The organism is Oceanibaculum pacificum (assembly GCF_001618175.1).
In the GTDB taxonomy this organism is placed as follows: Bacteria; Pseudomonadota; Alphaproteobacteria; order Oceanibaculales; family Oceanibaculaceae; genus Oceanibaculum; species Oceanibaculum pacificum.
Genome location: NZ_LPXN01000001.1, coordinates 65,162 through 84,397, shown reverse-complemented (window position 1 = coordinate 84,397; position 19,236 = coordinate 65,162). Strand labels below are relative to the sequence as shown.

Annotated in this window: 18 protein-coding genes; 7 read left to right on the top strand and 11 right to left on the bottom strand. The window is 61.5% G+C overall.

What is annotated here, in order from left to right; genetic code table 11:
• Window positions 1-91 precede the first annotated feature (91 nt).
• From leuS to holA, 3 genes are read left to right on the top strand one after another with little or no spacing between them, the layout of a single operon-like run.
• Window positions 92-2,650: a leucine--tRNA ligase gene (gene leuS, locus AUP43_RS00420; protein ID WP_067551298.1), complete on the top strand. Its 2,559-nt coding sequence runs from the start codon at window positions 92-94 to the stop codon at window positions 2,648-2,650.
• A gap of 1 nt (window position 2,651) precedes the next feature.
• The gene (gene lptE, locus AUP43_RS00415) at window positions 2,652-3,170 is read left to right on the top strand and encodes an LPS assembly lipoprotein LptE (RefSeq protein ID WP_067551041.1); all 519 of its coding nucleotides are present in this window, start codon (window positions 2,652-2,654) and stop codon (window positions 3,168-3,170) included.
• Window positions 3,171-3,188: 18 nt separating this feature from the next.
• Window positions 3,189-4,241, top strand: a complete 1,053-nt coding sequence (holA, locus tag AUP43_RS00410) for a DNA polymerase III subunit delta (RefSeq protein ID WP_067551038.1) — start codon at window positions 3,189-3,191, stop codon at window positions 4,239-4,241.
• Here the strand turns inward: holA and AUP43_RS00405 are convergent, their stop codons facing one another.
• The 7 genes from AUP43_RS00405 to AUP43_RS00375 all read right to left on the bottom strand — a co-directional run bounded on the left by AUP43_RS00405 (window position 4,242) and on the right by AUP43_RS00375 (window position 10,601).
• On the bottom strand, window positions 4,242-5,237 hold the full coding sequence (locus AUP43_RS00405; RefSeq protein ID WP_084462352.1) for a ParB/RepB/Spo0J family partition protein: 996 nt from the start codon (window positions 5,235-5,237) through the stop codon (window positions 4,242-4,244).
• Entirely contained in the window at window positions 5,237-6,037 is an 801-nt protein-coding gene (locus AUP43_RS00400) for a ParA family protein (protein WP_067551295.1), read from the bottom strand. Before AUP43_RS00400 ends, AUP43_RS00405 begins: the two co-directional genes overlap by 1 nt.
• A gap of 13 nt (window positions 6,038-6,050) precedes the next feature.
• Window positions 6,051-6,671: a 16S rRNA (guanine(527)-N(7))-methyltransferase RsmG gene (gene rsmG, locus AUP43_RS00395; protein WP_067551035.1), complete on the bottom strand. Its 621-nt coding sequence runs from the start codon at window positions 6,669-6,671 to the stop codon at window positions 6,051-6,053.
• A 1-nt stretch (window position 6,672) separates the two neighbouring features.
• A complete protein-coding gene (gene mnmG / locus AUP43_RS00390; RefSeq protein ID WP_067551032.1) occupies window positions 6,673-8,541 on the bottom strand; it encodes a tRNA uridine-5-carboxymethylaminomethyl(34) synthesis enzyme MnmG in 1,869 nt (622 codons plus the stop codon).
• Between the two features lie 75 nt (window positions 8,542-8,616).
• Window positions 8,617-9,939, bottom strand: coding sequence for a tRNA uridine-5-carboxymethylaminomethyl(34) synthesis GTPase MnmE (gene mnmE, locus AUP43_RS00385; protein WP_067551029.1), 1,323 nt, complete (start codon window positions 9,937-9,939; stop codon window positions 8,617-8,619).
• A 21-nt stretch (window positions 9,940-9,960) separates the two neighbouring features.
• Window positions 9,961-10,335: a (2Fe-2S) ferredoxin domain-containing protein gene (locus tag AUP43_RS00380; RefSeq protein ID WP_067551026.1), complete on the bottom strand. Its 375-nt coding sequence runs from the start codon at window positions 10,333-10,335 to the stop codon at window positions 9,961-9,963.
• 2 nt (window positions 10,336-10,337) lie between these two features.
• Window positions 10,338-10,601, bottom strand: coding sequence for a DUF6489 family protein (locus AUP43_RS00375; protein ID WP_067551023.1), 264 nt, complete (start codon window positions 10,599-10,601; stop codon window positions 10,338-10,340).
• Between the two features lie 154 nt (window positions 10,602-10,755).
• Here AUP43_RS00375 and AUP43_RS00370 point away from each other — a divergent pair, with 154 nt between their 5' ends.
• The 4 genes from AUP43_RS00370 (at window position 10,756) to AUP43_RS00355 (ending at window position 15,029) form a co-directional block, all read left to right on the top strand.
• Entirely contained in the window at window positions 10,756-12,801 is a 2,046-nt protein-coding gene (locus AUP43_RS00370; protein WP_067551020.1) for a thioredoxin domain-containing protein, read from the top strand.
• Window positions 12,798-13,268: a methylated-DNA--[protein]-cysteine S-methyltransferase gene (locus AUP43_RS19515; protein ID WP_067551017.1), complete on the top strand. Its 471-nt coding sequence runs from the start codon at window positions 12,798-12,800 to the stop codon at window positions 13,266-13,268. The genes AUP43_RS00370 and AUP43_RS19515 overlap by 4 nt, the downstream gene beginning before the upstream one ends.
• 80 nt (window positions 13,269-13,348) lie before the next feature.
• The gene (locus AUP43_RS00360) at window positions 13,349-14,044 is read left to right on the top strand and encodes a dienelactone hydrolase family protein (protein WP_067551014.1); all 696 of its coding nucleotides are present in this window, start codon (window positions 13,349-13,351) and stop codon (window positions 14,042-14,044) included.
• Window positions 14,045-14,054: 10 nt separating this feature from the next.
• Window positions 14,055-15,029 carry a quinone oxidoreductase family protein gene (locus AUP43_RS00355; protein WP_067551011.1) on the top strand — a complete coding sequence of 325 codons (975 nt, stop codon included), beginning with the start codon at window positions 14,055-14,057 and terminating at the stop codon, window positions 15,027-15,029.
• A gap of 97 nt (window positions 15,030-15,126) precedes the next feature.
• On the opposite strand, the gene rho is transcribed toward AUP43_RS00355, so the two are convergent.
• The 4 genes from rho to hemE form a co-directional block, all read right to left on the bottom strand.
• Window positions 15,127-16,383: a transcription termination factor Rho gene (gene rho / locus AUP43_RS00350; RefSeq protein ID WP_067551007.1), complete on the bottom strand. Its 1,257-nt coding sequence runs from the start codon at window positions 16,381-16,383 to the stop codon at window positions 15,127-15,129.
• Window positions 16,384-16,590: 207 nt separating this feature from the next.
• A complete protein-coding gene (gene hemJ / locus AUP43_RS00345; RefSeq protein ID WP_067551004.1) occupies window positions 16,591-17,028 on the bottom strand; it encodes a protoporphyrinogen oxidase HemJ in 438 nt (145 codons plus the stop codon).
• A 21-nt stretch (window positions 17,029-17,049) separates the two neighbouring features.
• Window positions 17,050-18,081, bottom strand: coding sequence for a ferrochelatase (hemH, locus tag AUP43_RS00340; RefSeq protein ID WP_067551001.1), 1,032 nt, complete (start codon window positions 18,079-18,081; stop codon window positions 17,050-17,052).
• Window positions 18,082-18,119: 38 nt separating this feature from the next.
• Window positions 18,120-19,154, bottom strand: a complete 1,035-nt coding sequence (gene hemE / locus AUP43_RS00335; RefSeq protein ID WP_067550998.1) for a uroporphyrinogen decarboxylase — start codon at window positions 19,152-19,154, stop codon at window positions 18,120-18,122.
• Window positions 19,155-19,236: the final 82 nt, after the last annotated feature.

The window sequence follows — 19,236 nt, the reverse complement described above, 5'->3', positions numbered from 1 at the left end:
ATTAGAACGGCTTGCATTCGGCCGTCCGCTTGGGCGAATAATCGCCGCCATTGCCGCGGCACGCGGCCCTATGCGGATCAGGCTTGAGCAGATGGCACGCTATAATTTCAAGGAAACCGAGGCGAAGTGGCAGCAGGTCTGGGCGGAGAAGCGCTGCTTCAACGTCGAGGTCGACGAAACCAAGCCGAAATATTACGTGCTGGAGATGTTCCCCTACCCGTCGGGGCGCATCCATATGGGGCATGTGCGTAACTACACGCTGGGCGATGTGGTGGCGCGCTACAAGAAGGCGCGGGGCTTCAACGTGCTGCACCCGATGGGCTGGGACGCCTTTGGCCTGCCGGCCGAGAATGCCGCCATCGAGAACAAGGTCCATCCCGCGAAATGGACCTACGAGAATATCGCCTCCATGCGCACGCAGCTCCAGGGCATGGGCCTGTCTTACGATTGGGAGCGCGAGATCGCGACCTGCCATCCGGATTATTATCGGCATGAGCAGAGGATGTTCCTGGATTTCCACAAGGCCGGCCTGGCCTATCGCAAGGAAAGCTGGGTCAATTGGGATCCGGTCGAGAATACGGTGCTCGCCAACGAGCAGGTGATCGACGGACGCGGCTGGCGTTCCGGCGCGCTGGTCGAAAAGAAACTGCTCTCCCAATGGTTCCTGAAGATCACCGATTATGCCGAGGAGCTGCTGCAGGCGATCCAGACGCTGGAGCGTTGGCCGGATCGCGTGCGCCTCATGCAGCATAACTGGATCGGTCGGTCGGAAGGTGCCCGCGTCTTCTTCCCGATCGTCGGCCGTGACGAAAAGCTGGAAGTTTTCACCACCCGGCATGACACGCTGTTCGGCGCCTCTTTCTGCGCGATCTCGCCGAATCATCCGCTGGCCGGCGCGCTGGCGGCGAACAATGCCGAGCTGACCGCCTTCATCGCCGAATGCAACCGCATCGGGACCAGCGAGGCCGCCATTGAAACGGCCGAAAAGAAGGGCTTCGACACCGGGCTCAAAGCCATCCACCCGCTCGACCCGTCGTGGCAAGTGCCGATTTATGTCGCCAATTTCGTGCTGATGGAATATGGCACCGGGGCGATCTTCGGCTGTCCGGCGCACGATCAGCGCGATCTCGATTTCGCCCGGAAATACGGCCTGCCGGTAATCCCGGTGGTAAAGCCGACCGATACCGATGCGGTGGCGATCGGCGACACCGCCTTCCCCGGCGAAGGCGTGCTGTTCAATTCCCGTTTCCTTGATGGATTGCCGGTCGAGTCGGCCAAGACCCGCATGGCCGAGGAGCTGCGCAGGCTCGATGCAGGCCAGCCGACCATCAGCTACCGGCTGCGCGACTGGGGCGTCTCACGCCAGCGTTATTGGGGCTGCCCGATCCCGTTCATCCATTGCCAGGATTGCGGCATCGTGCCGGTGCCGGAGCAGGATCTGCCCGTGGAGCTGCCGGAGGACGTCACTTTCGACGCGCCAGGCAACCCGCTAGACCGGCATCCGACCTGGAAGCATGTGTCCTGCCCCGAGTGCGGCAAGCCAGCCACACGCGAGACTGACACGTTCGACACGTTCTTCGAATCCTCCTGGTATTTCGCCCGTTTCGCCGATGCCCGCGGGGCCGAGGCGTTCGACCGCAACAAGGCGGATTACTGGCTCTCGGTCGATCAGTACATCGGCGGCATCGAGCATGCGGTGCTCCATCTGCTGTATTCCCGCTTCTTCATGCGGGCGCTGAAAAAATGCGGCTATACCGATGTCGAGGAGCCCTTCGCCGGCCTGCTAACGCAAGGCATGGTGTGCCATGAGACCTACAAGGACGAGAACGGTAAATGGCTGTTTCCGTCTCAGGTCGCCAAGGATGCGGACGGGCGCAGCGTCAGCGTCGAGGATGGCCGGCCCGTGACGGTCGGCCGATCCGAGAAGATGAGCAAATCGCGCAAGAACGTCGTCGATCCGGTGCATATCATCGACAGCTACGGCGCCGATACGGCACGGCTGTTCATGCTGTCGGACAGCCCGCCGGAGCGCGATCTGGACTGGACGGATTCCGGCATCGACGGGGCTTGGCGCTATCTGAATCGCCTGCACCGGCTTATCGGCGAGCCGTCTTTTGCCTTGCCCGCGCCTGATGCACCCCGCCCGGACACTCTGGGCGACAAGGCGGCGGCGGCCGAAAAGGCCCTGCACAAGACCATTGCCGGCATTTCCGAGGATCTGGACAAGTTCCACTTCAATAAAGCCGTCGCCCGTATCCGTGAATTCAGCAATCTGTTGGAAACCCTGGACGGAAAGACGGATGGCGAGGGCTGGGCCCTGCGCCGCGGCTTGGAGACGCTGGTGCAGCTCATCGGCCCCATGACGCCTCATCTGGCGGAGGAGCTGTGGGCGTTGCTAGGCCATGAGACATTGCTGGCCGAAACAGCCTGGCCAGTGGCCGACCCTGCGCTTCTGGTGGATGACAGCGTTACCGTCGCCATCCAGGTGAATGGCAAGCTGCGCGGAACCATCGAGCTGCCACGCGATTGCGCCAAGGAGGATGCAGAGCAGGCCGCTCTTGCGCTTCCGGCCGTGATACAGCAGCTTGACGGGAAGGCGCCGCGCAAAGTGATCGTGGTGCCCAACCGTATCGTCAATGTGGTCGGATAGAATGCAGAGACGCGGCTTTCTTCGTCTGATCGGGTCGGCACTACCGGTCATAACCCTGGCTGGTTGCGGCTTTCGGCCGCTTTACGGCGAACGTTCGGGCGGCGAGAGTGCCGCCGCGCAACTCGCCGCCATCGAGATAGCGCCGATCCCGGAGCGGAGCGGCCAGAAGCTACGGAACGATCTGCGGCTGAAGCTGACCCCCAACGGGGCACCCAGCCGGCCGGACTACATACTGGATGTCCGGGTCAGCGAGCTACGTCAGGATCTGGCGATCCGGGACGATGCCTCGGCGACGCTGGGCAATCTACAGGTGCGGGCGCAATATCGGCTGCGCAGCGCCGCGGATGGCAAGGTACTGTATCAAGGCCTCGCCCGCTCCACCGCCAGTTATAATATCGTCCGCTCGCAATTCGCCGCCCTGGTGGCCGAGGACGATGCCCGCAATCGCGCCATGGAAGCGATCAGCGAGGATATCCGGCTGCGCCTCGGCATTTATTTTGCCAAGGATGACAAAGAGTAAGCCACAGGATGGCGGCCCATGAAGCTGAATGACCGCCAGTTGGATTCTTTCCTTAAATCGCCCGACCCGGCGATCAAGGCGGTCCTGCTGTTCGGCCCCGATACCGGCAAGGTAAAGGATTTCGCTGAACGGTTGGGCCGCACGGTACTACCCGACCTGTCCGATCCGTTTCGGCTGGCCGACCTGACAGGCGCGCAATTGCGCGACGATGGTGCCTTATTGTCCGACGAGGCCGCCGCCTTGTCGATGACCGGCGGCCGCCGGCTGATCCGTGTACGTGACGCCGGCGACGGTAATACCGAGGCGTTCAGCGGGCTTCTGACCGACTCGAAGGGTGATTCGTTGGTCGTGGCCGAGGCTGGCAATCTTCCCGCGGGCTCGAAGCTGCGTAAGCTGTTCGAAGCCGCGAAGAACGCCGCCATCGTCGCCTGCTATGCCGATGACGAGCGTGATCTGAAGAATTTCATCCGCCAGACTTTCCAACAGGCCAATATCCGCTGCGCCGAGGAGGCGCTGAATTTCCTCGCGGAGCATCTCGGCGCGGATCGCATGCTGACCCGCATGGAGCTGGAGAAGCTAGTGCTCTATGCCGGCCCTGTCGGCGCCCTTGGCCTGGAGGATGTGCGCGCCGCTATCGGCGACAGCGCCGCCCTGCGGTTGGACGATATCGTCTTTGCCATGGCCGAGGGCGACCCCGAAGGGCTGGATGGCGCCCTGGCGCGGGCCCGTGCGGAAGGAATGAATTTTCAGCCCCTCCTGCGCGCCGCTCAGCAGCATCTGCGCGTGCTCCAGGTAGCGGCCGAGCTTGTCGCCACGGGGCAATCCCTTGATGCAGCCTTCAAAGCGGCTGGATTCCGCGGATTATTGTGGAAAGTTTCCGAGCGGCTGTCGCGACAACTGCGTAACTGGCCGGCAAAGCGCCTGGCTGAGGCGATGGACAGGCTGATGGACGCGGAAATGCTGTGTAAAACCAGCGGTATGCCCGCCGATGTCATTGCCGGTCAGGCCATTATGGGCTTGGCTATTTCGGCCCGCGCACGGACTCGCCAGTCGCCTTCGGTCTATGGCTGATCAATCCTCGGGGTCGGCCGACGGCACCAGCGGGTCGTCGGAATCTATATCCTCGTAACCCGCATCCCTGTCGGCAGGCATCCTTTCCGCCCGGCCGCCGCCGCGGCTAAGACGCGACAGCACATCGTCGAGCTGTTCCAGCGTGCGATACCGGATCGCCAGAACGCCGCCCGCTCCGGATTCGAAATCGATCGACACGGTCAGGCCGAGCAGTGCCGACAAGTCGCGTTCCAGCGACAGCGTATCGGCATCCTTTTCGCCGCCGGCGCGGCGTCCGGAACCGGAAGCGCGGCGCTTGCCGCCCTCGGTCGCGCCATCCTTGGCCTTCTGCACCAAACGTTCGGTCTCGCGCACATTCAGCGCCTTGCTGATGACTTGGGCAGCAAGCGCCTCCGATTCCGGCGCGCCGAGCAGGGCGCGGGCGTGGCCGGCGGTCAGCTTCCCCTCCTCCACCGCCTGGCGGATCAGCGGCGGCAAGCCGAGCAGGCGCATCATATTGGCGATATGGCTGCGGCTCTTGCCAATGACAGTCGCCAGCTCTTCCTGGGTATGGCCAAACTCCTCCATCAGGCGTTGATAGCCCTCGGCCTCTTCCAGCGGCGTCAGATCCTGGCGCTGGATGTTCTCGACCAGAGCTACTTCCAGCGCCTGTCGGTCGTCGAAATCACGGATGACGACCGGCACCTCGTGCAGCTGCGCCTCCTGCGTGGCGCGCCAGCGGCGTTCGCCGGCAATGATCTGGTAGCGCGTCGGATCGGCCGGGTGGCGGCGCACCAGGATCGGCTGAAGCACACCCTTGTCGCGCACCGACTCGATCAGCGCCGTCATATCCTCGGGATCGAAATAGCGGCGGGGCTGAAACGGCCCAGGCTCCAGATACTCCACTGGCACGGTTTTGGTTTGCCGCAAGCGGTCCAACTCGGCGTAATCGTCACTGTCTTCGCCCAGGAGCGCGTCGAGGCCGCGCCCGAGATTCTGTCGTTTTTCCCGTGCCATCAGGCAGCCAGACTCCGTTCCCGCTTCATCACTTCGCTTGCCAAATGGATATATGCCTGCGCCCCCGGACACCGCATGTCATAGACAATCACCGGCTTGCCGTGCGACGGCGCCTCGGAAATCCGCACATTGCGCGGTATGACCGTGGTGTAGACCTTATCGCCCAGATGACCGCGGACGTCGGCCGCCACAGCTTCGGACAAATTGTTGCGACGGTCGAACATGGTCAACACCACCCCCTGAATTTCCAATCGGGGATTCAAATGCTTCTTTACCCGCTTGATTGTGTTCAGCAGGTGGCTGAGCCCCTCCAGCGCATAGAATTCGCATTGCAGCGGTACCAGAACGGCATCCGACGCAACCAGGGCGTTCAGCGTCAGCAGGCCCAGCGAGGGCGGGCAATCGATCAGCACGTAATCGTAATTTGCCGACAGCGCCGTCAGGGCTTCGTTGAGGCGAAATTCCCGGCGCTCCATCGTGACCAACTCGATTTCCGCACCTGACAAATCCATAGAGGACGGCACGACATCCAGACCGGGGATGACCGTAGCCAGGATCGCTTCACCAACCGGCATATCCTCGACCAACACGCCATAGACATCGCGCTCCCGCGCGGCCTTGGGAATCCCGAGACCGGTTGAGGCGTTGCCCTGCGGGTCGAGATCGATCAACAGAACGGATTTCTGGCAGGCAGCGAGCGCGGTGCCAAGGTTGATCGCCGTCGTCGTCTTGCCGACGCCACCCTTCTGGTTCACCACCGAGATGATCCTAGCACCAAGCGGCGGCGCGACGGCCACCATGCCGATTTCCTGCTCATCCAACATCGCGTATGGCCTCCAGTTTAAGGATTACGCCCTCATCCGCCGTGGCGCTTGGAAACTGATTTACCGTCATTTTCCAACGCGTTGCGGCCTGCCGCAGCTCTTGCTCGACCCCCCCTCCCTTGAGGAAGAGGCACACACTGTCCGCCTGCCGGTATGGCCTGGTATAATCCAGTAGTCCCTCGACCGATGCTAACGCTCTCGCCGTCACGACATCGACCGGAAACGGTTCTAGTGTTTCGATCCGGCCGTGATGCAACGTCACATTGGTTTTCGTCAATCGAGCCGCTTCGCGCAGAAAAGTCACCTTCTTGGCGTCCGATTCCATCAGGTGAACCTGTTCGACGCCCATGATAGCCAGGATAAGGCCGGGGAGGCCAGCACCAGTTCCAATATCAAGCAAACTCTTTGCCTGTTGGGGAATATAGGCCAGAAGTTGAGCCGAATCGAGGATATGCCGGGTCCAGACCTCCTCGATCGTACTGGGGCCGACGAGATTCACCGCCCTCTGCCATCTCCGCAACAGATCGACATAGATTTGCAGCCGATCCAGTGTTTCACGTGAAACAGGAAGATGAGCCCGCAAGTGGTCCGGTCCTGAAATTGCCGGCATATCAGGCGGTTTTCCGGTTTCCGGCCCGAACATAGCGCAGCAAAGCCATCAGGGCCGCCGGCGTAATCCCTGGGATTCGCGATGCGGCCCCCAAGGTTGTGGGCCGCGTCCGATCCAGCTTACCTCGAATCTCCGCCGACAGCCCGCCAATCCCCGAATAGTCCAGATCGCTGGGCAAAGCCAGCGCCTCATCCTTGCGGAAAGCGTCGATATCGGCCCGCTGCCGATCAAGATAGCCGGCATAGACTCCGTCTATTTCGAGCTGCTGCACGATTTTAGGCTCCAGCGCCGCCAATTCCGGCCAAAGAGTTGCGAGCCGGGCAATGTCGATCTCCGGATAAGCCAAAAGCTCGCTTGCCGTGCGACGAACACCATCCTGGTTAACCGGGATGCCATGCCGCACCAATTCATTCGGCGTAGCCTGCAGGCTCGCCAGTAAGGCACGACCTGCCTCAAGCGCTCTTGCCTTCGCGTTAAAGGCCGCGCTGCGGTCATTGCCGATCAGACCGATGGCCATTCCCTTTCGGGTCAACCGCTGATCCGCATTGTCAGCGCGCAACAGCAATCGATATTCCGCGCGCGAGGTAAACATGCGATACGGCTCGTCGGCGCCACGCGTCACCAAATCGTCGATCATCACGCCGATATAGGCGTCGGCACGATCCAGCGTGAAGCCGCCATCCTGTTGTCCGCCGGCAAGGAGAGCGGCGTTCGATCCCGCCATCAGCCCTTGGGCCGCTGCCTCCTCATAACCGGTCGTACCGTTGATCTGGCCCGCCAGGAAGAGGCCCGGCAATCGGCGGGTTTCGAGCGTCGGTTTCAACTCTCGCGGATCGACAAAATCATATTCGATCGCGTAGCCCGGCTCCAATATCACCGCCCGCTCCAGACCCGGCATGGTTGCGATCAACGCTTTCTGCACGTCGACGGGCAAGGACGTCGATATGCCGTTCGGATAGATCGTGTGATCATCCAGGCCTTCCGGCTCCAGGAAAATCTGGTGCCGGGACTTGTCGGCAAACCGCACCACTTTGTCTTCAATGGACGGGCAATAGCGCGGGCCGGTCCCGGTAATCTGGCCGGAATAGAGCGGCGCACGATGCAGGTTGTCGCGAATGATCGCGTGGGTTTCGGACCGCGTCTCGGTGATATGGCAAACAATCTGCGGCGTTGAAATACGCTCCGTCAGAAAGGAAAAAGGCACGGGCGGATCATCGCCCTCTTGCACCTCAAGCGCCCGCCAATCGATCGTGCGGCCATCCAGACGCGGGGGTGTCCCCGTCTTTAGCCGACCCAACGCGAAGCCGGCCGCCTGAAGACGATGTGCCAAACCAATGGCCGGCGCTTCGCCAATCCGCCCAGCCGGCACCCGTTCGTCACCACGATGGATCAAACCCCGCAGAAAGGTGCCCGTCGTCACCACAACAGCTCCGGCAGCGATGGTTTCACCCCTTGCCGTCACGATACCGGCGATGCACCCGTTAGGGCCCTGGATAAGATCCTCCACGCCGGTTTCGATAATCGTTAGCCGATCCTGCTCGGCCAGCAGCCTTTGCATAGCCGCTTTGTAGAGCTTGCGATCGGCCTGCGCACGCGGACCGCGCACCGCAGCGCCCTTGCTTCGGTTCAGCATGCGGAACTGGATACCGGCCTGGTCGATGGCCCGCGCCATCAGCCCATCCAACGCATCGATCTCGCGCACCAAATGGCCCTTGCCCAACCCGCCGATCGCCGGATTACAGGACATGACGCCAATAGTGTCGCGGCGATGTGTAATCAGCGCCGTCGACGCGCCTAAACGGGCCGATGCGGCTGCCGCCTCGCAGCCGGCATGACCGCCGCCGATAACGATAACATCGAATAATTGCATGCCCGCACCTTAGCGATTTTGCGGCGGCGCTTAAAGTGATGTTTCACGTGAAACATTGTGAAAGTCTCTGCCGGATCACTTCCCTAGGCAGAAATCCCGAAAGATCACATCGAGTAAATCCTCCACGTCGGCCTGCCCGGTGATGCGGCCCAGCGCCCGAAGCGCAACACGCATATCTTCGGCAGCCAGGTCGGCCGCCCGCCCCTTCAGAAACCGATCCAAGGCCTCGACACACAGCGTCACCGCCGCCCGGTGCCGCTCACGGGTGAGGCTTGGTGTCCCGGCCATATCCAGCTTTTCCGCGACCAATCCGGTCAATTTCTGCAGCAACGCGTCCAGCCCTTCGCCGGTGCGAACTGATATGGACATCGCATCAATTGGGAATGACTGACAGGTATGCCCCTTAATCTTGAGGTCTACCTTATTCAAGACCCTTATCATGGGGGCATCCGAGACAGTGCCCACCGGCTCTGGCTGCGTGGCGTCCAATACCAATAGCTGCAAATCCGCGGCCGCCGCCCAATTCCGGGCGCGGCGAATTCCCTCTGCTTCTATGCCGTCCACCGTCTCCCGCAGACCCGCCGTATCGGCAAGCAGCACCGAATACCCGCCGAGATCCAGATGTGCTTCGATCACATCGCGCGTGGTGCCGGCGATTTCCGAGACAATGGCGGCGTCGCGCTGCGCCAACCAGTTCAACAAGCTCGATTTGCCGGCATTGGGGGGGCCGATGATGGCGATGCGAAATCCCTCGCGGAGCATCTCGCCGCGCCGGCCATCGGCTAAATGCGCCTGCATCTCCTGACGCAAACCCTGCACTTCAGCCTGGATGGCCAACATCATGTCCGCCGGCAATTCCTCATCGGCGAAGTCGATCGCCGCCTCGGTATGCGCCAGGCACCGGATCAATCGGGTCCGCCAATCCTCATAAAGCCCCGACAAGGCGCCGTCCATCTGCCGCAAGGCCTGCCGGCGCTGCGCCGTTGTTTCCGCATCAATGAGATCGGCCAGCCCTTCCACCTCCGTGAGGTCGAGCTTGCCTGCAAGAAAAGCGCGCCGGGTGAATTCGCCCGGTTCGGCGAGCCGCAGATCCGGCAGAGCACTCAGCGCTTCGATCACGCCAGCGATAACCGCGCGACCGCCATGGAGATGCAGCTCAACCACATCCTCCCCGGTAAAACTGTGCGGCGCGGGGAACCAGAGAGTCAGCGCGTGGTCCAGCATTTCGCCGCTCTCAGGCATCGCCAGCAGCCGCAAGCTTGCTTGCCGGGGCGGGGGCAGCTCCCGGCGCGTCAGCGCCGACAGCGCCTGCCGCGCCAGCGGACCTGAAATGCGGATTACCGCGATGCCCGAGCGTCCGGCTCCGCTGGCCAGCGCAAAGATGGTATGGCCGCTCATGCGGTTAACGCCCTGCCCCGCTTACCCCTCTGTCGCGCCATCCTCGGGCTGGAGCAGCAATCGCTGAACCCGCCGCCCCTCCTTGACGTGGCTCTGAAGAATCTCATCGATATCGGCCTGATCCCGATAGCTATACCAGACGCCCTCCGGATAGATCACCATCACCGGCCCCAGCTCGCAGCGATCAAGGCAACCGGCGATATTGATCCGCGTGCCGGAGATGCCCAGTTCCTTTGCGCGGGCCTTCATGTAATTGCGCAACGGTTCTGCGCCCGCCGCCGCGCAGGAGCCGCGCTTATGCCCGTCCGGGCGTCGGTTCGTGCAACAGAACACGTGGCATTCGTAGTATGGCGCCGGATCGCCTGGTTGAAGACGCGACGCTTTGGTATCGGCCATACTCACGATTTCTTCTCTCCCTTGCCCGTGCTCTCACTAAATTGGCCCCAGAACATTTTCTGCAAAGCCTCCATCGAGGCCATACCTGCCTGCCCACCTTGAAACCAGCTTTTCAGGATCGCGTCCGGGTCCATCTGCTTGATGCCGCCGAGCAGCCTCTCCTGCAATTCCGTCATAACCGCGTCCTGCATCGGCTTCACATCGGGCAGGCCGAAGAATTGGCGCGCTTCCTCCGGTGTGCAATCGATATTCACGGTAACCTTCATGGGTCCATCCTTTGTCGAGAACAGAGACCGCGACCCGGTCGGAGGTACGGCCGACGGACGGGGTTGTGTCCTGCCCGCGCATCTCCAACTATGGGGTTCATAGGGGCATCAAGCCTATAGCGCCCGCCAGACATGCGAAAGGCCCAGCATCACCATGAGCAGCCAAGCCAATCAACTGGCGCAGGAAACCAGCCCCTATCTGCTACAGCACCAGAATAATCCTGTGGATTGGATGGCGTGGGGAGAAGCGGCGCTGCAGCGCGCGAAAACGACCAACCGACCAATTCTGCTTTCCGTCGGCTATGCCGCCTGTCACTGGTGTCATGTGATGGCACATGAAAGTTTCGAGGATGACGAGACCGCCGAGCTAATGAACCGGCTGTTCGTTAATGTGAAGGTCGACCGCGAAGAGCGCCCGGATATCGACCATATCTACCAATCCGCGCTTGCCATGTTGGGCGAACAAGGTGGCTGGCCACTGACAATGTTCCTGACGCCGGACGGCGAACCCTTTTGGGGCGGCACCTATTTCCCCAAGGAGCCGCGCTATGGAAGGCCCTCCTTCAAGGCGACCCTGCAAAGCATCGCAGAGGCTTACGAAAAGGATCCTGCCCGGGTGCAGCGTAACGTAACCGGCTTGCGCCAGGCGCTCTCCCGCCTATCTCAGCCCAGTGAAGGCGCGGGCCTGCCCGCCGGCATTATCGAGCAGATCGCCGAACGGCTTCTGGCCGAGATCGACCCGGTGCATGGCGGCATCGGCCAGGCGCCCAAATTCCCACAACCGACAATCCTGCTGCTGCTGTGGCGCGCCTATCTGCGCCGCGGGGAGGAACGCTTCCGCGACGCCGTCACCCTGACGCTGGATCGCATGTGCCAGGGTGGTATCTATGACCATCTGGGCGGCGGGTTCGCACGCTATTCCACCGATGCGGAATGGCTCGCGCCGCATTTCGAGAAGATGCTGTACGATAACGCTCAGTTGGTCGAAGTCTTGCTGCATGCCTGGCAGGAGACCGGTCGGCCGCTGTATCGCCAGCGCATCGAGGAAACCGTCGACTGGCTGTTTCGCGAGATGGTTACCGAAAAGGGCGGCTTTGCCAGTACACTCGATGCCGACAGCGAGGGCGAAGAGGGCAAATTCTATGTCTGGAGCGAGGCCGAGATAGACACGGCACTGGCCGACATCCCCGTGGAAGACCGCCAAGCCTTCAAAGAAGCCTATGACGTTAGGCCGGAGGGCAATTGGGAAGGCAAGACAATCCTCCATCGCAATCACCGACCGACCCTCGGCACGGGGCGTCAGGAAAGCCTGCTGGCGAAGCTTAGGCTGCAATTGCTGGACTGGCGGGAGAAGCGAATCCGCCCAGGCTGGGATGATAAGGTGCTGGCCGATTGGAACGGGCTGATGATCCGCGCCTTGGCACGCGCCGGCTTCGCTTTCAACCGTCCGGAATGGCTGCATGCCGCCGCCCGCGCCTTCGACTTCGTGGCGACCGAGATGACGCTGGAGGGCCGGCTGCGGCATAGCTGGCGGCATGGGATCTTGAAGCACCCCGCAACGCTGGAGGACTACGCCAACATGATCTCCGCGGCGCTGACGCTGCATCAGATCACCATGGAACAGCGCTTCCTGCAGCAAGCCAAACGCTGGGTCGAGGTGCTGGACCGACATTACGCAGACCCTGCCGGCGGCTATTTCGCCACCGCCGACGATACCGCCGACGTAATCCTGCGGGCGAAGAACGCGCAGGACAGCGCCACTCCCTCCGGCAACGGAACATTGGCGGCAGCCCTAGGCACGCTGGCGTTGCTGACCGGCAATGATGCCTATGAGGCCAAGGCCCGCCGCATCGTCACCTTGTTTTCCGGTGAGGTGACGCGCAACTTCTTCCCCCTGGCCACACTGATCAACGCCGCCGAGTTCCTGGAGCGGCCGCTCCAGCTGGTGCTGGTCGGCCCGACCGAGCAAATCTCCACCCAGGCGTTGCGCCGTGTCGTCGCCGATAGTTCGGCGCCGGACCTCATCTTCCAGCAAGTACCGCTCTCGGCCGCCTTGCCCGCCACGCATCCGGCATCCGGCAAGCTTATGAAGGATGGCCGGGCGGCGACCTATCTCTGCATCGGGCCGGTCTGCTCCCTCCCCTTCACCGATCCCGAAGCGCTGGCCACCGCGCTGCGCAGCGCGCGGCGACCCTCATGAGTCGCCTTTGCGTTGACACACCTGTCGGCCCGGTAACGATCCAGGCCGAGGCCGGACGGATCACCCGCCTGCGCTTCGCCGCCAATGGCCCCGAAAATAGCGACGATCCGCTGTTACAGGAAGCCGCCCGACAGCTCGAAGGCTATTTTTCCGGCCAGCGCCACCAGTTTGATCTGCCGCTGAACGCTGAAGGCCCAACGCACCACCAAGCCGTGTGGGATGCCATGTGCCGTATCGCCTATGGCGAAACCCGGACCTATGGCGATATCGCCGGGGAGATCGGCTCCAACGCGCGTGCGGTTGGCACCGCCTGCGGCGCCAACCCGATTCCCATCTTCATTCCCTGTCATCGCGTGATCGGCAAGGACGGCAAGCTGGTCGGCTTCAGCGGCGGCGACGGCAAGAAGACCAAGGCGAAGCTGCTCGATCGGGAGGCCCCTGCCCTACCTCTGCTCGCATTCGATTAACCGAAAGCCTATCCGCCAGCTTGAATCTTTTTTCCAAGCGGCCATCATCAAGCCGATTCGAAACATCCGGGAGGAAACTTATGCCCGAAATAACCATTCAAGCCGCCGATGGCGGCTCGTTCATGGCTTATGTCGCCAAGCCGAGGCAGACAATGGCGCCCGTCATGGTCGTCATTCAGGAAATTTTCGGTGTTAACCAGGTCATGCGGGATATTTGCGATGATCTCGCCGCCGACGGTTATATCGCCATCTGCCCGGATATCTTCTGGCGCCAGGAGCCGGGCATCCAGCTCACCGACAAGACCGAGGCCGAATGGAAGCGCGCCTTCGAGCTCTTCGGCGGCTTCGATGTCGAAAAGGGCATCGACGATCTGATCGCCACCGTGAAGGTCGGCCGTGAGATTGAGGGCAGCAACGGCAAGGTCGGCACCATAGGCTATTGCCTGGGCGGCAAGATGGCTTTCCTGATGGCGGCGCGCTCCGATGCGGATTGCAACGTCTCCTATTACGGCGTCGGCATTGACGCGCTTCTGAACGAAGCCACCGGCATCCGCAACCCGCTTCTGATGCATGTCGCTGAAGAAGACAAATTCGTCCCGAAGGAAGCGCAGGCTAAATTTATCGCTGGCCTGAAAGGCAATGGGAACGTAACCATCCACGTCTATCCCGGTATGGACCATGCGTTCGCCCGCGTCGGCGGCGAGCACTATAATCGCGACGCCGCGATGCAGGCGAACCAGCGTACCGCCGAGTTCCTCAAGAAAAACCTGAAATAGGAAGCCCAAAATGGTAAAGGCGTTTCGCATTCATAAGCCCGGCGGCCCCGAGGCGATGCAGTGGGAGGATATCGATCTTCCCGCTCCCGGCCCGTCCCAGGCGCGGGTCCGCCATACGGCGGTCGGCCTCAACTATATCGACACCTATCATCGCAGCGGCCTATACCCCCTGCCCCTGCCGGCCGGCATCGGCATGGAGGGCGCGGGCATCGTAGAAGCTGTCGGTTCCGACGTTAAGGATCTGGTGGAAGGCGACCGCGTCGCCTACGCCGCCGGCCCTCCGGGCAGCTATTCCGAGGCGCGCATCATCGCCGCCGACCGGCTGGTGAAAATCCCCGAAGGCGTCAGCGATCAGCAGGCCGCGGCCATGATGCTGAAGGGCATGACCACCCAGTATCTGATCCGCCGCACCTACAAGGTGAAGGCCGGTGATACGATCCTGATGCACGCCGCCGCCGGCGGCGTCGGCTTGATCCTTTGCCAGTGGGCCGCGGCCCTGGGCGCTACAGTCATCGGGACGGTCGGCGATGAGGAGAAGGCGACGCTCGCCAAGGCCCATGGCTGCCATCACACCATCCTCTACAAGCAGGAGGATTTCGTCGCCAAGGTGAAGGAGATCACCGACGGCAAGGGTGTGCCAGTGGTCTATGACGGCGTCGGCAAGGATACTTTCATGAAATCGCTGGACTGCCTTCAGCCGCTGGGGCTGATGGTGGCCTTCGGCCAGTCTTCCGGCAATGTGCCGCCGCTCGATCTGGGTGTGCTGTCGGCTAAGGGCTCGCTGTTCCTGACCCGTCCGACCCTGATGACCTACACCGCCAAGCGGGACGATCTGGTCGCAACCACCAACGATCTGTTCGACGCGGTTAAGACCGGCAAGGTGACCATCGACATCAATCAGACCTATGCGCTGAAGGATGCCGTGAAGGCCCATCAGGATCTGGAGGGTCGCAAGACCACCGGTTCGACGGTGATGCAGCCGTAACGCAATCGGGACTGTTTCACGTGAAACATGAAGGGCGGGGAATTTCCCCGCCCTTTTTGTATGTTAGCCGATTTTCTTGAGACCGGATCGACCGCAATCAGGTGTTCATCGAATCGAAGAAATCAGCGTTGGTCTTGGAATATTTCAGCTTGTCGAGCAGGAACTCCATCGAGTCCGTCGTGCCCATCGGCATCAGGACGCGGCGCAGGACCCACATCTTCGACAGCGTGCCCTTATCAACCAGAAGCTCTTCCTTGCGCGTACCCGACTTGGTGATGTCGATGGCCGGGAAGCTACGCTTGTCCGCCAGCTTACGATCGAGGATGAGTTCGGAGTTACCCGTGCCCTTGAACTCCTCGAAGATCACCTCGTCCATGCGGCTGCCGGTATCGATCAGCGCCGTGGCAATGATGGTGAGAGACCCCCCCTCCTCGATATTGCGCGCCGCGCCGAAAAAGCGCTTCGGGCGCTGCAAGGCATTGGCGTCGACACCGCCGGTCAGCACCTTGCCGGAGGAGGGCACCACGGTGTTATAGGCGCGAGCGAGACGGGTGATCGAATCGAGCAGGATCACGACATCACGCTTGTGCTCGACCAGGCGCTTGGCCTTCTCCAGAACCATCTCGGTCACCTGGACGTGGCGGCTGGCCGGCTCGTCGAAGGTAGAGCTGATGACCTCCCCTTTGACCGAGCGGTCCATGTCGGTCACTTCTTCCGGTCGCTCGTCGATTAGCAGGACAATCAGATAGACTTCCGGGTGGTTGGCCGAAATCGCGTGTGCGATATTCTGCAGCATCACCGTCTTGCCGGTACGCGGCGGCGCGACGATCAGCGCGCGCTGACCCTTGCCGAGCGGCGAGATCAAATCGATGACCCGGGTGGTGACATCCTTGGTCGTCGGATCTTCCAGCTCCAGCTTCAGCTTTTCGTCGGGATAGAGCGGCGTCAGATTATCGAAATTGATGCGATGGCGCACCGCCTCCGGCTGCTCGAAATTAATTTCGTTGACCTTCAGCAGGGCGAAATAACGCTCGCCATCCTTCGGCGCCCGAATCTGTCCGGAAACCGTATCGCCGGTGCGCAGGCTGAAGCGCCGCACCTGGCTGGGGGAGACATAAATGTCGTCGGGCCCCGGAAGATAATTCGATTCCGGCGAGCGCAGAAACCCAAACCCATCCTGCAGCGTCTCCAGCACGCCGTCACCGAAGATCGGCACATCCCTTTCCGCCAGACGCTTCAGGATGGCGAACATCATATCCTGCTTGCGCAGCGTGCTCGCATTTTCGATTTCCAGCTCTTCAGCAAAAGCCAGAAGTTCGGCGGGTGTTTTGGATTTTAGTTCCTGCAAATGCATGGAGGGTGCTTGCTTATGCCATTGATGGGGAGAGGAAGGGCACAACCCTCCTATGTTCCCTGAACGGGAAAGCCAGCGCCAAAGGCCGGTGGAGGATCATGCTATTGGGAATTGTCGCCGGGCCAAACGCGCCAGGACCTTTTCAGCAGAAATAGTGGCTGTGCGCTCGCAAGTCAATCCACGTTTGAAATTGAAGCGGCGCAGCCATTAGAAGGGTTTCACGATCACCATCACTATGATGACGATCATCAGCACTGTCGGTACTTCGTTGACAAAGCGGTAAAACCGCGCTGGACGGGTATTACGGTCGACCTCGAAATCCTTGCGCCAGCGCGACAGAAACCCATGTGCCGCCGTCATCAGCACGACCATCAACAACTTCACATGCCACCAGCCCTGCGACCAGATATCCGGCCCATACAGCACCAACAACCAGATGCCGAACAGGAAGGTTGCCGCCATCGCCGGATTGATTATGGCCCGCAATAGGCGGCGTTCCATCACCTTGAAGGTCTCGGATTGTTCGGAGCCGGACGCGACACCGGCATGATAGACGTAAAGCCGGGGTAAATAGAGCATGCCGGCCATCCAGGCGATCACGCTGATCAGATGCAGCGCCTTGACCCAACTATAGAGATCGCCCATTCGCCACGCTCCTTTTCTGTCTTAACCCGCCTGGCACATACAGCGCCCGAATTGCGCCGGGCAGAGCTTGTTCCCTTCATCCGACCATATACCGGCGGGCCGGGCCAGGACATCCCGGACGCTCTTTGCCAGCGATTCGATGAACAGCGGATCATCGCCTGGCGTCGGCACGCGAATGAAGGCTGGAACGCCGCTTTCTTCCGCTAAATGTCTATATTCCAGTTCGATTTCGACAAGTGTTTCAGAGTGTTCGGAAACAAACGCAATCGGACAAACAACCAGCGGAACGCCATCCTGCCCGGCCCGGCGAATTTCCTGATCGGTCGATGGGCCGATCCATTCCAATGGCCCGACGCGACTTTGATAGCACACGACCCAGTCTAGATCCGGAACATCCATCGCGGCCACAACCCGTGCCGCACTCTGCTCCACCTGCCATTGATAGGGGTCGCCCTTCTCGACGACTTTCTTCGGCAGACCATGGGCGGAGAATAAAATGCGGGGCTTCCCGGCGGTGATCTGCGCCATCGCCGCCTTGGTCAACTGAGCAACCGACCGGATATAGCCATCCGCCCGAGGATAACACCCGACGATATGAGTCGGCGCGCTCAGGCCGACCTTGGTCGCCTCCTCCCGCCATTTCTTCAAGGACGACGCCGTCGTGGTGGTGGAGAATTGCGGATACAGCGGAAGCAGGACCACCTGGTCCGGCGCATAATCAAGCACCGCCCGGACCGTTTCCTCGGTCATCGGGTGCCAATAGCGCATGGCGATGAAACTCTTCACCTCGCCCAGATCGCTCAGCGCATCGGTCAGCGCATCGGCCTGGGCTACCGTGTTCGGCAGCAAGGGCGAGCCGCCGCCGAGATGCTGATAGATTTCCGCCGCGACTGGCGCCCGCCGGCCGGAGATCAACTTCGCCACCAGATAGCGCAAAGGATTCGGCAGCCCGATAATCGCCGGATCGTTGAACAGGTTGAACAGGAAGGGCCGCACCGAGTCCGGCCGGTCCGGTCCGCCCAAATTGAAAAGAACGATGGCTGTCTTGGTCATGGGCGGAAAATGGCCTCCTATAACCGGATGTCCAGCCCCTATGCGCGCAAACGCCGCGCCAGCGCCTCGACATTCTCCGGCGGCGTGGTCTGGGTGACGCCGTGCCCGAGATTGAAGATATGCGGCCCAGCGGCGAAACCGGCGAGAATCCGCTCGATCTCCGCGTCCAGCACCGCCCCGCCGGCAACCAGCAGAATGGGATCGAGATTACCTTGCACCGGCAGGCTCGATTGCAGCTCCGTCGCGGCCCAGTCCACAGGCACCGCAGTGTCCAGCGATATGGCATTGACGCCGCTCTCCGCTGCATAATCCCGATAGAGCGCGCCGGCGCCACGCGGGAAGCCAATGATGGGCACATGCGGATGGCGCTGCTTCAGCGCGGCCACGATACGCTGTGTCGGTTCGATCACCCAGCGCCGGAAGGCCGGCTCCGGCAACACACCGGCCCAGCTATCGAACAGTTGCAGGATTTCCGCCCCCGCCTGCACCTGGCGGTCGAGATAAGCGATGGTGGCCTCGACCAGCAGATCGATCAGTCTGGCGAAGCTCTGCGGATCGCCATAGGCCCACCGTTTCACGGAAACATATTCCTTGCTGCCTCCCCCTTCCGCCATATAGGTCGCCACGGTCCAGGGAGAGCCGGCAAAGCCGATCAGCGCCGTCTCCGGGGGTAGGGACGCCTTGATCCGCTCAACGGTCTCGTAGACCGCCTCCACGCGCCCGTGGAAACCATCGAGCGACAGCATTGCCATATCGTCGGCGGATCGGATCGGATCGAGAACCGGACCCTCGCCTTCCTTGAAGGCAACTTTCTGGCCAAGGCCGTGAGGCACGACCAGGATATCGGAGAATAAAATCGCGGCATCCATGCCGTAGCGCCGGATCGGCTGCAAGGTGACCTCGCAAGCCAGCGCCGGGTTGAAGCAGAGATCGAGGAAACCGCCGGCCTTTGCCCGAAGCTCGCGATATTCGGGCAGGTAGCGTCCGGCCTGTCGCATCAGCCAGAATGGCGGCCGTTCCAGCCTTTCGCCGGAGAGCGCGCGTAACATGGGCTTGCGGGTCGGGACGGTCATGCCGGTTCCTTGCCTGGGGGTCGGATAACTCCGCCTTCCTTACACAAAAGAAGAATCTAAAAATAGTGGAGGTTGTTGTTTA

Bases quoted from the DNA above. Each gene is read 5' to 3' on its own strand.
- rho (WP_067551007.1), bottom strand. From the start codon at position 16,383: ATGCATTTGCAGGAACTAAAATCCAAAACACCCGCCGAACTTCTGGCT.
- AUP43_RS00400 (WP_067551295.1), bottom strand. From the start codon at position 6,037: ATGGTGGCCGTCGCGCCGCCGCTTGGTGCTAGGATCATCTCGGTGGTG.
- AUP43_RS19515 (WP_067551017.1), top strand. From the start codon at position 12,798: ATGAGTCGCCTTTGCGTTGACACACCTGTCGGCCCGGTAACGATCCAG.
- AUP43_RS00375 (WP_067551023.1), bottom strand. From the start codon at position 10,601: ATGAAGGTTACCGTGAATATCGATTGCACACCGGAGGAAGCGCGCCAA.
- leuS (WP_067551298.1), top strand. From the start codon at position 92: ATGGCACGCTATAATTTCAAGGAAACCGAGGCGAAGTGGCAGCAGGTC.
- AUP43_RS00355 (WP_067551011.1), top strand. From the start codon at position 14,055: ATGGTAAAGGCGTTTCGCATTCATAAGCCCGGCGGCCCCGAGGCGATG.
- mnmG (WP_067551032.1), bottom strand. From the start codon at position 8,541: ATGCAATTATTCGATGTTATCGTTATCGGCGGCGGTCATGCCGGCTGC.
- rsmG (WP_067551035.1), bottom strand. From the start codon at position 6,671: ATGCCGGCAATTTCAGGACCGGACCACTTGCGGGCTCATCTTCCTGTT.
- hemJ (WP_067551004.1), bottom strand. From the start codon at position 17,028: ATGGGCGATCTCTATAGTTGGGTCAAGGCGCTGCATCTGATCAGCGTG.
- AUP43_RS00360 (WP_067551014.1), top strand. From the start codon at position 13,349: ATGCCCGAAATAACCATTCAAGCCGCCGATGGCGGCTCGTTCATGGCT.
- AUP43_RS00405 (WP_084462352.1), bottom strand. From the start codon at position 5,237: ATGGCACGGGAAAAACGACAGAATCTCGGGCGCGGCCTCGACGCGCTC.
- hemE (WP_067550998.1), bottom strand. From the start codon at position 19,154: ATGACCGTCCCGACCCGCAAGCCCATGTTACGCGCGCTCTCCGGCGAA.
- AUP43_RS00370 (WP_067551020.1), top strand. From the start codon at position 10,756: ATGAGCAGCCAAGCCAATCAACTGGCGCAGGAAACCAGCCCCTATCTG.
- AUP43_RS00380 (WP_067551026.1), bottom strand. From the start codon at position 10,335: ATGGCCGATACCAAAGCGTCGCGTCTTCAACCAGGCGATCCGGCGCCA.
- hemH (WP_067551001.1), bottom strand. From the start codon at position 18,081: ATGACCAAGACAGCCATCGTTCTTTTCAATTTGGGCGGACCGGACCGG.
- lptE (WP_067551041.1), top strand. From the start codon at position 2,652: ATGCAGAGACGCGGCTTTCTTCGTCTGATCGGGTCGGCACTACCGGTC.
- mnmE (WP_067551029.1), bottom strand. From the start codon at position 9,939: ATGAGCGGCCATACCATCTTTGCGCTGGCCAGCGGAGCCGGACGCTCG.
- holA (WP_067551038.1), top strand. From the start codon at position 3,189: ATGAAGCTGAATGACCGCCAGTTGGATTCTTTCCTTAAATCGCCCGAC.